The 16,528-nt window shown below is 56.8% G+C and carries 12 protein-coding genes and 5 tRNA genes; 4 read left to right on the top strand and 13 right to left on the bottom strand.

Annotated features, from left to right (window positions below):
• Positions 1 to 168: 168 nt before the first annotated feature.
• Both KRR23_RS16300 and KRR23_RS16295 read left to right on the top strand, forming a co-directional pair.
• Positions 169 to 1,299 (top strand): nitrilase-related carbon-nitrogen hydrolase, encoded by a 1,131-nt coding sequence (locus KRR23_RS16300; protein WP_216743339.1) that lies wholly within the window; start codon positions 169 to 171, stop codon positions 1,297 to 1,299.
• Between the two features lie 3 nt (positions 1,300 to 1,302).
• A complete protein-coding gene (locus KRR23_RS16295; protein ID WP_216743338.1) occupies positions 1,303 to 2,343 on the top strand; it encodes an AraC family transcriptional regulator in 1,041 nt (346 codons plus the stop codon).
• 359 nt (positions 2,344 to 2,702) lie between these two features.
• Here the strand turns inward: KRR23_RS16295 and KRR23_RS16290 are convergent, their stop codons facing one another.
• A complete protein-coding gene (locus KRR23_RS16290; protein ID WP_216743337.1) occupies positions 2,703 to 3,548 on the bottom strand; it encodes a DUF2242 domain-containing protein in 846 nt (281 codons plus the stop codon).
• 91 nt (positions 3,549 to 3,639) lie between these two features.
• Complete coding sequence (locus tag KRR23_RS16285) at positions 3,640 to 4,539, bottom strand: LysR family transcriptional regulator (protein ID WP_216743336.1); 900 nt, start codon at positions 4,537 to 4,539, stop codon at positions 3,640 to 3,642.
• Positions 4,540 to 4,663: 124 nt separating this feature from the next.
• Here KRR23_RS16285 and KRR23_RS16280 point away from each other — a divergent pair, with 124 nt between their 5' ends.
• Positions 4,664 to 5,869, top strand: coding sequence for an MFS transporter (locus KRR23_RS16280; RefSeq protein ID WP_216743335.1), 1,206 nt, complete (start codon positions 4,664 to 4,666; stop codon positions 5,867 to 5,869).
• A gap of 70 nt (positions 5,870 to 5,939) precedes the next feature.
• On the opposite strand, the gene KRR23_RS16275 is transcribed toward KRR23_RS16280, so the two are convergent.
• The 11 genes from KRR23_RS16275 to KRR23_RS16225 form a co-directional block, all read right to left on the bottom strand.
• Positions 5,940 to 7,799 (bottom strand): SurA N-terminal domain-containing protein, encoded by a 1,860-nt coding sequence (locus tag KRR23_RS16275; protein ID WP_216743334.1) that lies wholly within the window; start codon positions 7,797 to 7,799, stop codon positions 5,940 to 5,942.
• 101 nt (positions 7,800 to 7,900) lie between these two features.
• Positions 7,901 to 7,977 (bottom strand) — tRNA-Asp (locus tag KRR23_RS16270).
• A 53-nt stretch (positions 7,978 to 8,030) separates the two neighbouring features.
• Positions 8,031 to 8,303, bottom strand: a complete 273-nt coding sequence (locus tag KRR23_RS16265; RefSeq protein ID WP_002552737.1) for an HU family DNA-binding protein — start codon at positions 8,301 to 8,303, stop codon at positions 8,031 to 8,033.
• A 147-nt stretch (positions 8,304 to 8,450) separates the two neighbouring features.
• A complete protein-coding gene (gene lon / locus KRR23_RS16260; protein ID WP_054596542.1) occupies positions 8,451 to 10,847 on the bottom strand; it encodes an endopeptidase La in 2,397 nt (798 codons plus the stop codon).
• Positions 10,848 to 11,045: 198 nt separating this feature from the next.
• Positions 11,046 to 12,329 carry an ATP-dependent Clp protease ATP-binding subunit ClpX gene (gene clpX / locus KRR23_RS16255; protein ID WP_155585587.1) on the bottom strand — a complete coding sequence of 428 codons (1,284 nt, stop codon included), beginning with the start codon at positions 12,327 to 12,329 and terminating at the stop codon, positions 11,046 to 11,048.
• A 112-nt stretch (positions 12,330 to 12,441) separates the two neighbouring features.
• Entirely contained in the window at positions 12,442 to 13,077 is a 636-nt protein-coding gene (clpP, locus tag KRR23_RS16250; protein ID WP_216743333.1) for an ATP-dependent Clp endopeptidase proteolytic subunit ClpP, read from the bottom strand.
• A 92-nt stretch (positions 13,078 to 13,169) separates the two neighbouring features.
• Positions 13,170 to 14,480, bottom strand: a complete 1,311-nt coding sequence (gene tig / locus KRR23_RS16245; protein WP_216743332.1) for a trigger factor — start codon at positions 14,478 to 14,480, stop codon at positions 13,170 to 13,172.
• A gap of 400 nt (positions 14,481 to 14,880) precedes the next feature.
• Positions 14,881 to 14,956: transfer RNA gene (locus KRR23_RS16240), tRNA-His, on the bottom strand.
• A gap of 77 nt (positions 14,957 to 15,033) precedes the next feature.
• Positions 15,034 to 15,118, bottom strand: a tRNA-Leu gene (locus KRR23_RS16235).
• A 58-nt stretch (positions 15,119 to 15,176) separates the two neighbouring features.
• Positions 15,177 to 15,252: transfer RNA gene (locus tag KRR23_RS16230), tRNA-His, on the bottom strand.
• A gap of 32 nt (positions 15,253 to 15,284) precedes the next feature.
• Positions 15,285 to 15,361: transfer RNA gene (locus KRR23_RS16225), tRNA-Arg, on the bottom strand.
• Positions 15,362 to 15,636: 275 nt separating this feature from the next.
• On the opposite strand from KRR23_RS16225, the gene folD reads away from it, so the two are divergent.
• A complete protein-coding gene (gene folD, locus KRR23_RS16220) occupies positions 15,637 to 16,491 on the top strand; it encodes a bifunctional methylenetetrahydrofolate dehydrogenase/methenyltetrahydrofolate cyclohydrolase FolD (protein ID WP_216743331.1) in 855 nt (284 codons plus the stop codon).
• Positions 16,492 to 16,528: the final 37 nt, after the last annotated feature.

The following is a 16,528-nucleotide window of genomic DNA, read 5'->3' as shown; positions in this document are numbered from 1 at the left end:
TCTTTGGCACCCATCGGTTATGTGCCACAGACTAAGAGCAGGCCTGTCATCGCTCAATGACCGTAACTGACAACTTATTGATCCAAACGCGCAGCACCACTTGGCATTCCTCGGCATGGGGCCTACCCTAGTCGGCGAATCCTGCACAAGGCCGCTGACTGTTTCCCCATGCGCAAACTTCTTTATCTGACCGTCTCCATCGCGTTTGTCGCCATCATCGCCGCGTACGCGATGTGGACCGCTGATCGTCCGGTTGGCCATTATCTCTCGGACCTGCGCATCAACCTCACCGTTAACCAGGGCGTTCCTGCCGATCGCGGCAACTTGCTGGGCATCCAGCCCGAATTGTTCCCCACCGATTATCAAAGCCCCGAACACCTGCACCGCAAGCTCGCGGCCTATCTGCAGCGGGCTCGCGAACAAGGCCTGCTGAACGAAAAGACCATCGTCGTGCTGCCGGAACACATTGGTACCTGGCTGATGGTCAGCGGCGAGAAAGACGAGCTGTATCAAGCCAGCACGCTGGATGAAGCCATGAATTGGCTGGCGGTGAGCAATCCCCTGAGCTTTTTGCGCGCGTTGATCAGCGCCAAGGGCGACAGCCGCCTGGATGACGCGTACCTGCGCATGAAAGCCAAAAGCATGGCCAGGCAGTACCAGGCGCTGTTCGGTGGGCTGGCCAACGAGTTCGGCATCACCCTGGTGGCGGGCAGCATCGTGCTACCCGAACCCAGTGTCAGCGACGGCACGCTGAAAATCGGTCGTGGCGCGCTGTACAACAGCAGCCTGGTGTTCGGTCGCGATGGCTTGCCGATCGGCCAACCGCAGCGCCAGCTGAGCCCGGCCTTCGATCAACGGGGTTTCATCCAGCCCAGCACCGATCAAGTGATCAATGTCATCGATACTCCGGCCGGACGTCTGGGCGTATTGATCGGCAACGACAGCTGGTACCCGGACAACTATCGCAAACTCAACGATCAGGGCGCTCAGTTGATCGCCGTGCCGGCCTTTGTCATCGGCCGAAATACCTGGGACAAACCCTGGCGCGGTGACAAAGGCTCATCGACCCCGAGCAAAATCGGCCTCGAACCCGGCGCGCTCAGCGAGGGTCAGGCCTGGCATCGCCTGACGTTGACCAGTCAGCACCCGGTCAGTCAGGCCAGTGCTGGTGTCAGCGTGTTCCTGCGTGGACAATTCTGGGATCAGGGCAGCGTCGGCCAGAGCTTTCTCAGCAGCAACGGCCAACACTTCGCCGACCGCGAAGCCCGCGGCGCACGTTTGCTCAATATCTGGTTGTAAGTGATGAAACCACAGCCGATGCGCCTCGGGGATCTATCGGTCGGCTTCGTCCATAGCCTGGCTGACGCAGTGTCCAGCCACGGTCTGGACCCGCAGCCGCTGCTGGAACAATACGGACTCGACTCGGCGCGGTTAGCCGAAGCCGGCGCGCGGTTGTCGATCCCGCGCTACATGCGCCTGGGCCACGCGGCCATTCAACTGACCGGCGACCCGGCGCTGGGTCTGCGTATGGGCCAACTGAGCCGCCTCAGCCAGGTCGGGCTGGCCGGCGTCACTGCCGCTCAGGCGCCAACCGTGCGCGAAGCGGCGCGTTGCCTGATTCGCTTCGAGGCCTTGTACGGCTCCAATTACCGCGGCCAGTCGAGTTTTCATGAAGATGCCCAGGGCGCATGGCTACGGTTCTACTCCATCAGCCCGTACAACGCCTATAACCGCTTTGTGGTGGATTCGATCATCGCCAGCTGGTTGCAGCAGTTATCCAGCGTGAGCCGCCAGCCGCTGCACGCCGAACGCATTGACATCGAGTTCGCCGAGCCGGATTACCGCGAGCGCTACGCACTGCTGGGTGATTGTCCGATCCAGTTTGGTACCGAGCACAACCAACTAAGGCTGAGTCAGGCCAGCCTGGCACTGCGCAACCCCGAGCACTGCCCGAGTACCTGGCGTCTACTGCTCAAGCTGTGTGAACGGGAGCTGGAGCAATTGACTCGCACCCGCAGCCTGCGTGAACGCATCACTCAGTTGCTGGGGCCGTTGCTCAATGGAGGTCGCGAACCCGACCTGGAAGAAGTGGCGGCACGCCTGAAGCTGCCGACCTGGACCTTGCGTCGCAAGCTCGCCGAGGAGGGTACGCAGTTTCGCGCGATTCTCAACGACACTCGCCGCGATCTGGCCATGACCTACATCCGCGACACGGAACTGGCCTTTGGCGAAATCGCCTACCTGCTGGGGTTTGCCTCGGCCGAAGCCTTTCAGCGCGCCTTCAAACGCTGGAACAACCAGACACCTGGCGAGTTCCGTCGCAGTCACAGGCAATCAGCCTGACGGCTAGCCTGCAGCTGCTTTGTTACAACTCGGTGGCGTCTTCGGCGGGCTCCAGAGGGTCCAGTTCAAACGCCTGGTATTCAAGCAGCTCTTCTTGATAATCGTCCATAGGGATGTCCTTTTGAGTCGAGTTAAACCGTTATACCAATGACCTTCGCCCTCAGCATAAAGTGCCCGTATGAAAGAAAAATGACGCGGGCACAGCGGTACGTTCCTGCTAGTAAAACGTAGCAGGCACTCAAGAATTTATCACGGGGGACTTTGAATAAAAGCTGAAGAAAATCAGCCTCTGGTGGTGCAGATGCGTCTGAAGAAACACTGCAGGATCAGCCATTGCCCCCACAGTGCTCGACTTCAGATTACTTGCCGGACGATGGCAGTGCCGGAATTGGCTCGGTCGGTGCCGGCAACGAACTCGGATTCGCCGGTGGCGTGATGACTTCAGACACCGGTGTCGGCTCGGTATTGCTCGCAGGTGCAACCGACGCCGCTGCAGGTGCCGATACGGCGGATATAGGCTCTATCGGCGCACTCACCGCTGGCGCTGGTGCAGTCGTCGCCGGCTCGGCAGGCGCTGGAGTTGGCGCTGCTGCAGGCGTGGATGTTGGCGCTGCAGGGGCTGCCGTGGGTTCAGGCACACCCAGATCGGCCTTTGGCTTCTCGACGATATGCGCCTCTTTCTTCACCTCAGGCGGCAGGAACAGCTCGACCAGGGTGAAAAACCGCTCGTAGAACTTCCCGGAGGACACGGTTTCACTGGCGACCTTGACCATCGAATCATCGGAAGAACCAATCGGCATCGACACCGAGCCCAACACACCGACGCCGAGGCTGGCGGAGTTGTTCGTTTTCTTCAGCGCGTAACGGTCCTGCAAGGCATTGGCGAACATCGTCGCGTGATGCTTGCTGTCTTCGGCGCAGACCACGTTGAAGCTGATCTCCATATGCGTGTCGCCGGTCTGCTGAAAGCTCTTGTGACCGCTGACCAGTTTCGGATCAGTGCTGGTGATGATGTAGCCCTGGCTCAACAACGCCCGACGAGCGGCCTCGCAGGAAGCAACATCGGTAACCGGGTATTTGCGCGAAAACGTCCCGGAATCATCGAAATTTTCATGCTCATAGATGGCCTGGTCCTTGGTACAACCGGCTGCTGCAGCCAGTACCAACGCCAGCCCGGCGGCACGCACATGGAATGATTTGAACATTGAACATCCTGAAGAAAACGATCCGGGGCCTATTGTGCAACAGATCACCCCGTAACGGCGCATGGATTAGTGTCTTGTAAACGATACAAGTTTACTGACCTTCGTTTACCGGAAAAAGTCGCTGGCACAAATGATCGATGAACACCCGTAATTTGGCCGCGGCATGGCGACTGGATGGCCAAAGCATCCAGAACGTGCCGCTGTACTCAAGGTATTCATCCAGCACTCGCTGCAAGCGCCCCTGCTCCACTGCCTCGCGGACCATAAAATCCGGCAGGCAGGCAATTCCCAGTCCTTGTAGTAGTACATGGTGCACAGCTTCGATGGAGGTCGTGACAAACCGCGTCGGCAACAGCGGTTCGCTACCATCCGCCAGCCGCTGCAACGGCCAGGGCTCCAGCTTGCCGGTGGCGTGGAGGGTATGGCGCAGGCAGGCATGCCCTGCGAGATCCTCCAGGGTGCGCGGCACACCCTGCGCGGCGAAGTAGCCAGGTGTTGCCACCAACACCAACCGAAAGCGCCCCAATTGTCGTGCCATCAAGCGCGAGTCCTTCGGGTTTCCTGTGCGCACCACTGCATCAAACCCCTCTTCGACCACATCCACCATGCGATCCGACAAGTCGACGTCCAGTTCGATGTCTGGATAAAGTCGCATGAACTCGGTGAATACCGGCATCACCAACCCGTGAACCTGCGGCACACTGATGCGCAGTTTCCCCCGAGGCGCGCTGGCCGCACTGCACAACTCGAACTCGGCGGCTTCGACTTCGGCGAGAATCCTGCGGCAGCGTTCAAGATACAGCGCACCTTCAGCGGTCAGGGTGATGCTACGCGTACTGCGATGGAACAGACGCACCGCCAACCGCTCTTCTAGTCGCGCAACACTTTTGCCGACCGCCGACGAAGAAACGCCCAGCAAACGCCCGGCCTCGGTAAAACTGCGGGTGTCCGCGACCTGCACAAACACCGAAATACTGCCCAGGCTATCCATCGCATACTCCCGACATTGCGGACATTCTCGTCCTGTAAGTTCGGAACCTTAGCCTGTTTTTCCGCAAGGTGCAGCGCCCTACCCTTGGCTCCGTAGTCATAACCTCTGATACGGACCTGAGCACATGAATGAATCTGAACTGACCACATCGCTATCGGCGGCTGACCGGCATCGCGCCGAACGACTTCCAATCGGCGGACTCCTGGCGCTGGCCTCTGCCGGTTTCATCACCATCATGACCGAAGCCTTACCCGCCGGCCTGCTGCCGCAAATGAGCGAAAGCCTGGGCGTCTCGCAAGCACTGATCGGTCAACTGGTCACGTTGTATGCAATCGGCTCGCTGCTGGCGGCAATTCCCCTGACCATCGCCACCCGGAGCTGGCGTCGACGCCCCTTGCTACTGATTGCAATGGGTGGCTTCGCCCTCGTCAACAGCGTCACCGCGCTGTCCGACAACTATTGGCTGACATTGCTGGCACGTTTGTTTGCCGGGATCTTCGCCGGATTGCTCTGGGCGCTGCTGGCCGGCTATGCCAGCCGAATGGTTGCGCCACATCTGCAGGGCCGAGCGATTGCCGTGGCGATGCTTGGAGCGCCGCTGGCGCTATCCCTGGGCGTTCCCGCCGGGACTTTTCTAGGATCGGTCGCGGGTTGGCGAGCAAGCTTTGCCGTCATGACCGGACTGACGGTGTTGCTGGTCGCCTGGGTTCGCTGGCAAGTCCCGGACTTTGCCGGCCAAAGTGCCGAAAAACGCTTACCGGTGCGGCAGGTCATCACCTTGCCAGGTTTAAAAGCCGTATTGCTGGTGACGTTCGCCTATGTGTTGGCCCATAACATTCTCTACACCTACATTGCGCCTTTCCTGCAACCTGCTGGCCTCACCGGACAAACCGATCAGGTGCTGCTGGTGTTTGGTCTGGCTGCGCTGTTGAGTATCTGGATCGTCGGCCTGCTGATTGATCGCTGGTTACGCGAACTGGTGCTGATCAGTTGCGGGTTATTTACCTTGTCCGCGCTGATCCTGGCCTTTCGCAGCGGCTCACCTGCAGTGATCTACGTATCGATCGCGATCTGGGGGCTGGCCTTTGGCGGACTGGCGACATTGCTGCAAACCGCCCTGGCGAAAACCGCAGGCGACTCGTCGGACACCGCACAGTCGATGCTGGTGACGATGTGGAATCTGGGAATTGCCGGCGGTGGCCTGGCGGGCGGCATGCTGCTGGAAAATCTCGGGGTGATGTCATTTCCATGGGTCATCGGCAGCTTACTGATACTAAGCCTGCTGGTAGCATTGAACGCCCGGCGCCATGGTTTCCCAGCCACGCTTTGAACCGCACAAAACAAAAGACCCCGGCCTTTCGGCCAGGGTCTTTGTTTACCACTAACGGGTCAGTCAGGCATCAGTAACGCTTGATGTCCGCCTGGCTCTCCAGTTGCTTGCGATAGGCCGCGAAGTCTTGCTGGCCAACGCGCGACGCGAGGAAGCGACGATACTGAGCCTTCTCTTCTTCAGAAGGCGCTGCGGCTTCGCTCACACCGTTCAGACGCACGATCACCAGACTACCGTCAGTCAGGGTCACGCTGCTGAAAGTCGGCTTGTCCTTGGCTGCAGGCTTTGGCATGCGGAACAACGCTTGCAGCACGGTTGGGTCAACCCCTTCCTGAGCACGAGTCGCCGCGTTGGTGACTTTCCAGCTTTGGCTGGCGAGCGGCGTCTTGCCATCACGCAGGCTGGCGATCAGCTCATCAGCCTTGGTCTTGGCAGCAGCACTGGCGTGCTCCTTGGTCAATTGCACGCGGATGCTCGCAGCGACGCTTTCCAGCGGCAGCTGTTCAGGCTTGCGATGCTCTTTGGCACGCAGCACCACGACAGTTTCCGGATCCAGTTCGATGCCGGTGCTGTTGGCACCTTCATCCAGTACTTCCGGGCTGAATGCGGCAGTGACCACGGCACGGTTGGCCGCGATACCTTCGCCACCTTCACGGCCAAACGGCGCGGACGTGTGGACGGTCAGTTTCAGGTCCGCAGCTGGTTGAGCCAGGTCGGAAGCTTCGAACGCGGCATCTTCCAACTGTTTGGTCGCATCCACAAAACGCTGCTCGACCTGTTGGGTTTTCAGTTCCTTGGTCAGCTTGTCTTTCAGGCTGGCGAAGCTTGGCACTTGCGGTGCTTCAACGCCCAACAGCTTGATCAAGTGGAAACCGAATTCAGTGCGCACCGGCGCCGACACCTGGTCTTTGCCCAGCGCATACAGCGCTTTCTCAAAGGTCGGGTCGTAAACGCCCGGGCCAGCGTAACCGAGGTCACCGCCGTTGGCAGCCGAACCTGGATCCTGCGAGAACTCCTTGGCCAGGGCCTCGAAGCTTTCACCTTTGGCCAGACGCGCCTGAATCTCTTCGATCTTCGCCTTGGCTTGCGCCTCGTTCACCTTGTCATTCACTTCGATCAGAATGTGCGCAGCCCGGCGCTGTTCGGCCAGGTTCGCGGTTTCTTTCTGATACAGCGCTTGCAGGTCTTCGTCCTTGACAGCGACCTGATCAAAGAAGGAAGCCTTCTTCAACTCGAGGTAATCGATGACCACCTGATCAGGCGTCATGAACTCTTTGGCGTGTTCGTCGTAGTAAGCCTTGACCTCTTCATCAGTCAGCTTCACCGCCGCTGGATCTGCCTTGACGTTCAGGGTCGCGAAATCGCGGGTCTGTTTTTCCAGACGAGCGAAAGCCTGCACCTGTGCATCGGTGACGAAACCGCTACCTGCCAGGCCGGCGCGCAACTGGCCGATCAGCATTTCCTGAGCCAGCATCTGGCGGAACTGCATACGGCTGTAGCCCAGCTGACGGATCACCTGGTCGAAACGCTCAGGACTGAACTTGCCGTCGACCTGGAATTCAGGCGTTTGCAGGATCACTTGGTCCAGTGCAGCTTCGGAGAAAGCGAATTTCGATTTTTCTGCGCCTTGCAGCAACAGTTTGCGGTCGATCAGCCCTTTCAAAGCAGCATCGCGCAGCATTTTTTCATCAAGCAAGGATGCATCGAAATCCTTGCCCAGCTGTTGCATGAGTTGACGGCGTTGCATATCAACCGCCTGACTCAGCTCGTTCTGGCTGATTTCTTCACCATTCACCTTGGCCGCATCATTACGGTGGGTAGTGGCCTTGAAGATGGCGTCGAAACCGGTCAAAGCCATCAGTGCAACGATGACCCCGATAATGGTCTTGGCAATCCAGCCTTGTGAATTGTCCCTGATATTCTGCAGCATGCGTCCCCCAGAAACGGTTGAACTTCAAATTAGGCAACCGTGGAGCGTGGGTAGAATCCGGATAGAAGAAAGGCGCATCCGAGGATGCGCCTTCTCGTAACTGGCGGAGCGGACGGGACTCGAACCCGCGACCCCCGGCGTGACAGGCCGGTATTCTAACCGACTGAACTACCGCTCCGCTGCCAAGTCAGGGATGACCCCGACCCGGATAGGCAAAAAACCGAGTGAGGCTTAGTTAACAGCTTCTTTCAGTGCTTTACCGGCTTTGAAACCTGGTTTTTTGGCTGCTGCGATTTCCAGCGTCTTACCGGTCTGTGGGTTACGACCAATGCGAGCTGGACGATCAGTCACGGAGAAAGTACCGAAACCAACCAGAACAACAGAGTCGCCAGCCTTGAGAGCGCCAGTGACGGATTCGATTACAGCGTCCAGCGCGCGGCCAGCAGCAGCTTTCGGGATATCAGCGGATGCAGCGATAGCATCAATCAGTTCCGACTTGTTCACTCTAAGTCCCCTTATATCTATTTGAGATGATTCTAAGTTTTTTGGTGAAAGCAAAAACGAGTGCTGAATGGCCTACAGACACTTAAGAGCCGCTTTATAACAAGGGCTCTAAAAAGCTGTCAAGAAAGCCCCCCAGGCTAATACGTACTAGTGCGTGCTAATTCTTTCCTTAGAGTCAGACTCGCGTTTCTCATCCTTTGCAACTATCTCGGGAGCCACATCCGGCAAGGGCTCCGGCGCGTATTGCAGCGCAATTTGCAGGACCTCGTCAATCCATTTAACCGGTTTGATCTGAAGATCTTGCTTGATATTGTCAGGAATTTCCTTCAAATCGCGAACATTCTCTTCAGGAATGATCACTGTCTTGATCCCGCCGCGGTGTGCCGCCAGCAGTTTTTCCTTAAGTCCACCGATCGCCAGAACCTGGCCGCGCAAGGTGATTTCGCCGGTCATGGCAACATCAGCGCGTACAGGAATCCCGGTCAATGCCGACACCAGTGCCGTACACATGCCTACACCCGCACTAGGACCGTCTTTGGGCGTCGCCCCTTCCGGCATGTGGATATGGGTGTCGCGCTTCTCATGGAAGTCCAGCGGGATCCCCAGGCTTTTCGCGCGACTGCGAACTACCGTCAACGCAGCAGTAATCGATTCGACCATCACATCGCCCAGCGAACCGGTCTTGATCAGTTGCCCTTTACCCGGCACCACCGCAGCTTCGATGGTCAGCAACTCGCCGCCCACCTGAGTCCAGGCCAGGCCAGTCACCTGCCCCACCTGATCCTGCTGCTCGGCCAGGCCGTAGCGGAATTTGCGCACGCCAAGGAAGTGCTCCAGCATCTCGGCCGTGACTTTCACCGAGAAGCGTTTTTCCATCGCATGCTCTTTGACCGTCTTGCGGCAAACCTTGGCAATCTGGCGCTCAAGCCCACGCACACCGGCTTCACGGGTGTAGTAACGAATGATGTCGCGGATCGCCTCGGTGTCGAATTCCAGCTCGCCTTTTTTCAGGCCATTAGCCTGAATTTGCTTCGGCGAAAGGTATTTGACAGCGATGTTGATCTTCTCGTCTTCGGTGTAGCCCGGCAGACGAATCACTTCCATCCGGTCGAGCAGCGCCGGCGGAATGTTCATCGAGTTCGAGGTGCAAAGGAACATCACATCGGACAGGTCGTAGTCGACTTCCAGATAGTGATCGTTGAAATTGTGGTTTTGCTCGGGATCGAGCACTTCCAGCAAAGCCGATGCCGGATCGCCACGCATGTCGCTGCCCATCTTGTCGATTTCATCGAGCAGGAATAGCGGGTTGCGCACGCCCACCTTTGTCATCTTTTGTATCAATCTTCCTGGCATCGAACCGATATAAGTCCGGCGATGACCACGAATTTCCGCCTCATCGCGCACGCCGCCTAGGGCCATGCGTACAAATTTGCGGTTTGTCGCGTGAGCAATCGACTCCGCCAGAGAGGTTTTACCCACACCAGGAGGACCGACCAGGCACAACACCGGACCGCGGATTTTCTTCACGCGTTTTTGTACGGCGAGGTATTCGAGAATCCGCTCTTTGACTTCTTCCAGACCATAATGGTCGGCATCAAGAATGTCTTCTGCGCGCGCAAGATCCAGACGAACCTTGCTTTGTGCCTTCCACGGCACCTGAACCAGCCAGTCAAGGTAGGAACGCACCACGGTCGCTTCAGCAGACATCGGTGACATTTGCTTGAGCTTGTTCAGCTCAGCCTGGGCCTTGATCAGCGCGTCTTTTGGCAAGCCTGCGGCATCAATGCGCTTTTTCAGCTCTTCGACTTCGTTATGGCCTTCTTCGCTATCGCCGAGCTCTTTCTGAATGGCCTTCATCTGCTCATTCAGGTAGTACTCGCGCTGGCTGCGCTCCATTTGCTTTTTGACGCGGCCACGAATGCGTTTTTCGACTTGCAGCAAATCGATCTCGGCGTCCAGCAATGCCAGAACGTGCTCGACCCGGGCCGACAAATCGATAATCTCGAGGATTTCCTGCTTCTGCTCGATCTTCAGCGCCATGTGCGCGGCCATGGTATCGACCAGGCGGCTTGGCTCATCGATGCTATTGAGCGATGACAGGACTTCAGCCGGAACCTTCTTGCCCAGTTGAACGTACTGTTCAAATTGAGACAGCAAGCTGCGAACAAACACTTCCGATTCGCGCTCGGGAGCGTCGACTTCGTCAATCAGCGAAACCTCGGCACGGCAATGGCCGTCGACTTCGCTGAAACGCTCGACCGCGCCACGCTGCTCGCCCTCAACCAGCACTTTGACCGTGCCGTCAGGCAGCTTGAGCAGCTGCAGAACCGTTGCGATCGTACCGACACGATAAAGTGCGTCTTCACCGGGATCGTCGTCGGCAGGGTTTCTCTGGGCCAGCAGAAGGATCTGCTTGTCGCCCGTCATCGCCGCCTCGAGGGCTTCGATAGATTTCTCGCGCCCCACAAACAGCGGGATAACCATGTGCGGATAAACCACAACATCACGCAATGGCAGGAGAGGCAATTCGATGGTTGTCTTCATGATTTCGCCTCTACGGCGGCCATAAGGCCGGAAACAGATGGAAGTAAGCTTGAAACCAAGATGGGGGCTGCTTTCGAAAAAAACAAGCTGATTAAAAGACCGCGGTAAAGATCGTCCAAACGCGGCCCAAACCTTCGGCAGCTCCTGCAAAAGCAAAGGGGCCCGAAGGCCCCTTCTTTTAATCCGGCAGTGCGACGCTTACGCGTCTGGCGCTGCCTTGGCAGCCGGCTCACTGTTTTCGTAGATATACAGTGGCTTGGACTTGCCTTCTATAACGCTTTCATCGATCACTACTTTACTCACCTCGGACTGCGAGGGGATTTCATACATAGTGTCGAGCAGCACACCTTCGAGAATCGAACGCAATCCACGAGCACCGGTTTTGCGTTCCAGTGCGCGCTTGGCGACCGATTTCAGTGCATCGGCCCGGAATTCCAGGTCTACGCCTTCCATCTCGAACAGCTTGGCATACTGTTTGGTCAGAGCATTTTTCGGCTCGGTGAGGATCTGCATCAGCGCAGCCTCGTCGAGCTCGTCCAGCGTTGCAAGAACCGGCAGACGACCGACGAATTCAGGGATCAGACCGAACTTGACCAGATCGTCAGGCTCGACTTCACGCAGGGACTCACCCACCTTCTTGCCTTCTTCCTTGCTGCGAACTTCTGCGCTGAAACCAATGCCGCCGCGGGTGGAGCGGTTTTGAATAACCTTTTCCAGACCGGAGAACGCACCACCGCAGATGAACAGGATGTTACGGGTGTCGACCTGAAGGAATTCCTGCTGCGGATGCTTGCGACCACCTTGAGGTGGAACGGAAGCAACCGTACCTTCGATCAGCTTGAGCAGGGCCTGCTGCACGCCTTCACCGGAAACGTCCCGGGTGATGGACGGGTTGTCGGACTTGCGCGAAATCTTGTCGATTTCATCGATGTAGACAATGCCCATTTGAGCTTTTTCTACGTCGTAATCGCACTTCTGCAACAGTTTCTGAATGATGTTTTCAACGTCTTCACCCACGTAACCCGCCTCGGTGAGGGTGGTTGCGTCAGCGATGGTGAAAGGCACATTCAGCAAACGAGCCAGTGTTTCAGCAAGCAGGGTTTTACCCGAGCCTGTAGGGCCGATCAGCAAGATGTTGCTTTTGCCGAGTTCGACATCGTCATTCTTTTTGTCACGCTGGTTGAGGCGCTTGTAGTGGTTGTACACCGCTACGGCCAAAACCTTTTTCGCACGTTCCTGACCAATCACGTACTGATCAAGGATGCCGCTGATTTCTTTAGGCGAAGGCAATTTATGCGCGCTGCTTTCGGCCTGTGCTTCCTGCACCTCCTCGCGGATGATGTCATTGCACAGGTCGACGCACTCGTCGCAGATAAAGACCGAGGGGCCGGCAATCAATTTGCGCACTTCATGCTGGCTTTTGCCACAGAAGGAGCAATAGAGCAGCTTGCCGTTGTCCTCGCCGTTGCGGGTGTCAGTCATTCGTTCGATCCAAATCCGATAGGCTTGCAACACAAGATGAAGGCTATTGCGGGCTTTTTCAAGCCCGCCGGTGATCAGACCAGCCGACCAACCCTATTTTGAGCTGCTTATTTTAAGCGGGGCGCTGAGTGATCACTTCATCGATCAACCCGTATTCACGCGCGGCATCTGCACTCATGAAGTTATCGCGGTTGGTATCGCGCTCGATTTCTTCAAGAGTGCGCCCGCTATGCTTGGCCATCAACGTGTTGAGACGCTCACGGATGAAGAGGATTTCCTTGGCATGGATTTCGATATCCGACGCCTGCCCCTGGAAACCGCCCAATGGCTGGTGAATCATCACGCGCGAGTTCGGCAAGCAGTAACGTTTGCCTTGGGCACCGGCGGTCAACAGGAATGCGCCCATGCTGCAGGCCTGACCGATACAGGTGGTCGACACGTTTGGCTTGATGAACTGCATGGTGTCATAAATCGACATGCCCGCCGTCACCGAACCGCCCGGGGAGTTGATATAGAGATGGATGTCCTTGTCCGGGTTTTCCGCTTCAAGGAATAGCAGTTGCGCACAAATCAGATTGGCCATGTAGTCCTCTACCGGGCCAACCAGAAAGATCACTCGCTCCTTGAGAAGGCGCGAGTAAATGTCGTAGGCGCGCTCGCCACGAGCGGACTGCTCGACAACCATCGGGACCAGGCCGCCTGCGGCCTGGATATCAGAGTTCTGCTGAATATACGAATTACGGAACATGCTCTGCAGTCACTCCCAAATAGTTATGTCTTGAATACGCATAAGCCAGCTCGAAAGCTGGCTTATGGTGTGTGCTTCTAACGCAAAAACAATCAGTCGGCTTGTGGAGCTTCTACCGGCTTGACCGCTTCTTCGTAAGAGACCGATTTGTCGGTCACGCTAGCTTTCTGCAGAACAGTATCCACAACTTGCTCTTCCAGCACAACCGAACGGACTTCGTTCAGTTGCTGGTCGTTCTTGTAGTACCAGGACACGACTTGCTCAGGCTCCTGATAAGCCGAAGCCATTTCCTGAATCAGCTCGCGAACGCGGGTTTCGTCAGGCTTGAGGTCGTATTGCTTGACCACTTCAGCCACTACCAGACCCAGCACAACGCGACGCTTGGCTTGCTCTTCGAACAGCTCGGCCGGCAGTTGATCAGGCTTGATGTTGCCACCGAACTGCTGAACAGCCTGAACGCGCAGACGATCAACCTCGTTGGACAGCAGAGCCTTTGGCACTTCGATCGGGTTGGCGGCCAGCAGACCGTCCATTACCTGATTCTTGACCTTGGATTTGATCGCCTGACGCAGCTCGCGCTCCATGTTCTTACGAACTTCGGTACGGAAACCGTCGATGCCAGACTCTTTGATACCGAACTGAGCGAAGAATTCTTCAGTCAATTCAGGCAGTTTCGGCTCGGAAACAGTGTTAACAGTGACGGTGAACTCGGCAGCCTTGTTAGCCAGGTCCAGGTTCTGATAGCTCTCAGGGAAGGTCAGGTTCAGAACGCGCTCTTCGCCCGCTTTAGCGCCAACCAGGCCTTCTTCGAAGCCAGGGATCATGCGGCCGGAACCCAGAACCAGCTGAGTACCCTTGGCGGAACCACCGGCGAACACTTCACCGTCAACCTTGCCAACGAAATCGATGTTCAGTTGGTCTTCGTTCTGAGCTGCACGATCGGCAATTTCAAAACGAACGTTCTGCTTGCGCAGAATTTCCAGCATTTTGTCCAGATCGGCGTCCGCCACGTCAGCGCTCAGGCGCTCGACAGCGATGGATTCGAAACCGGCAACGGTGAACTCGGGGAACACTTCGAATGTTGCAACGAATTCCAGATCCTTGCCCTTTTCCAGGACTTTAGGCTCTACCGAAGGAGCGCCAGCCGGGTTCAGCTTTTGCTCGACAATTGCTTCGTAGAAAGAAGCCTGGATCACATCGCCTACAGCTTCCTGACGCGCATCAGCTTCATAACGCTGACGGATCACGCTCATTGGCACTTTGCCAGGACGGAAGCCTGCAATTTTGGCCTTTTGGGCAGTCTGCTGCAGACGCTTGTTGACTTGAGTCTCAATGCGCTCAGCTGGCACGGTGATGCTCATGCGGCGCTCAAGAGCAGAAGTATTTTCAACAGAAACTTGCATGGATATTCCTCGTTGCACAGACGTTAGCCGGCCGTTTCCGACCACAGAATCAAGGGCATGCATTCTAGTGGGTCAAACTCAAGAAGTCACCCTACTGAAAACGGGTAAAAACGCAGCAGGCAATTTATAGGTGTGGATGCACGAATACACCTCACCCCGGAGGCAAATATAGTCAATCACGCCAGGGCTCTGCGCCAACCCTCCTATATATAGAAGGAGAGCCAATCAGCTCCCTGGCAGCCGACCTTGCGAGCAAGCCCGGCGGGCAATGCGGCATCATCGAGCAACATGAATACGACGAAACGCCCTGCCCTTGCGACCCGGAACCTGCAGTCGCTGAACATACAAATACTGAAACAAAAAAGGCGCCAGACTGTTAAATCTGGCGCCTTTCGAAATATGGGGTGGACGATGGGGATCGAACCCACGACAACGGGAGTCACAATCCCGTGCTCTACCAACTGAGCTACGCCCACCATATTGCGTAACAAAGAAGCCAAAAAACTTCTTCGCTGAGCTCCAACCCGGCCAACGGCCTGACTGAAGCTTTAATTGGTGCGGATGAAGAGACTCGAACTCTTACGCCTCGCGGCGCTGGAACCTAAATCCAGTGTGTCTACCAATTCCACCACATCCGCGGTTCACAACTGTTAAAGCAAAGGCGCCAGACGGTTAAATCTGGCGCCTTTCGAAATATGGGGTGGACGATGGGGATCGAACCCACGACAACGGGAGTCACAATCCCGTGCTCTACCAACTGAGCTACGCCCACCATATCGCGTTACTTGTGCCAAAGCTGCCTAATGGCGCACCCGGCAGGACTCGAACCTGCGACCATCCGCTTAGAAGGCGGATGCTCTATCCAGCTGAGCTACGGGCGCCTTATTAGCTGTACCCTTGAAGGACTACAAACTAAGTGCTTTTCAGCCTTGCAGAACCGTAATTCCGCCTGACCTTCTTAACCAGTGCTAGGCTGTGCCCGACAAGTGCGACGAATAGTATAGGCACCCCTGGAGACCGTCAAATCCTTTTTGAAAAAAATTCATTTAATTAAAGGGCTTAGGGGAATTTGCAGACCAAGCGCCTTTGCCCTCACGTTCTGACATGCGAGAATGCGTTCTCTTTTCTTCCCCCTCTCGATGGTTAATCACGCGCAATGACTGCACAACTAATCGACGGCAAATCGATCGCCGCCAGCCTGCGCCAGCAGATCGCCAAACGTGTCGCCGAGCGTCGCCAGCAAGGTCTGCGCACGCCTGGCCTCGCGGTGATCCTGGTCGGCAGCGATCCCGCCTCTCAGGTTTATGTCTCGCACAAGCGTAAAGACTGTGAAGAGGTCGGCTTCCTCTCCCAAGCCTATGACCTGCCCTCTGATACTACCCAGCAAGCCCTGACCGACCTGATCGACCGTCTTAATGACGACCCGAACATCGACGGCGTACTGCTGCAGCTTCCTCTGCCTGAACACCTGGACGCGTCCAAATTGCTGGAGCGCATTCGTCCGGACAAAGACGTGGATGGTTTCCATCCTTATAACGTTGGCCGCCTGGCACAACGCATCCCTCTGCTGCGCCCGTGCACCCCTAAAGGCATCATGACCTTGCTGGAAAGCACAGGCGCCGATCTTTACGGGATGGATGCAGTGGTTGTCGGCGCTTCCAATATCGTCGGTCGTCCGATGGCGATGGAATTGCTGCTGGCCGGTTGTACCGTGACCGTCACCCACCGTTTCACCAAGGATCTGGCCGGCCACGTCGGTCGCGCCGACCTGGTTGTAGTCGCCGCCGGCAAACCTGGCCTGGTCAAAGGTGAGTGGATCAAGGAAGGCGCCATCGTCATCGACGTCGGCATCAACCGCCAGGAAGACGGCAAGCTGGTAGGCGATGTGGTTTATGAAACCGCCCTGCCCCGCGCTGGCTGGATCACACCAGTACCCGGTGGTGTCGGACCGATGACTCGCGCCTGCCTGCTGGAAAACACGCTGTACGCAGCGGAAACCCTGCACGGCTGATTCAAGGCTCGTCCTGAAGCACAAACAAGGAACCCCG

The sequence above is a fragment of the Pseudomonas sp. CVAP#3 genome (assembly GCF_018986375.1).
Taxonomy (GTDB): domain Bacteria; phylum Pseudomonadota; class Gammaproteobacteria; order Pseudomonadales; family Pseudomonadaceae; genus Aquipseudomonas; species Aquipseudomonas helvetica.
The sequence above is the reverse complement of the archived record's forward strand: the minus strand, read 5'-3'. Positions and strand labels throughout refer to the sequence as shown.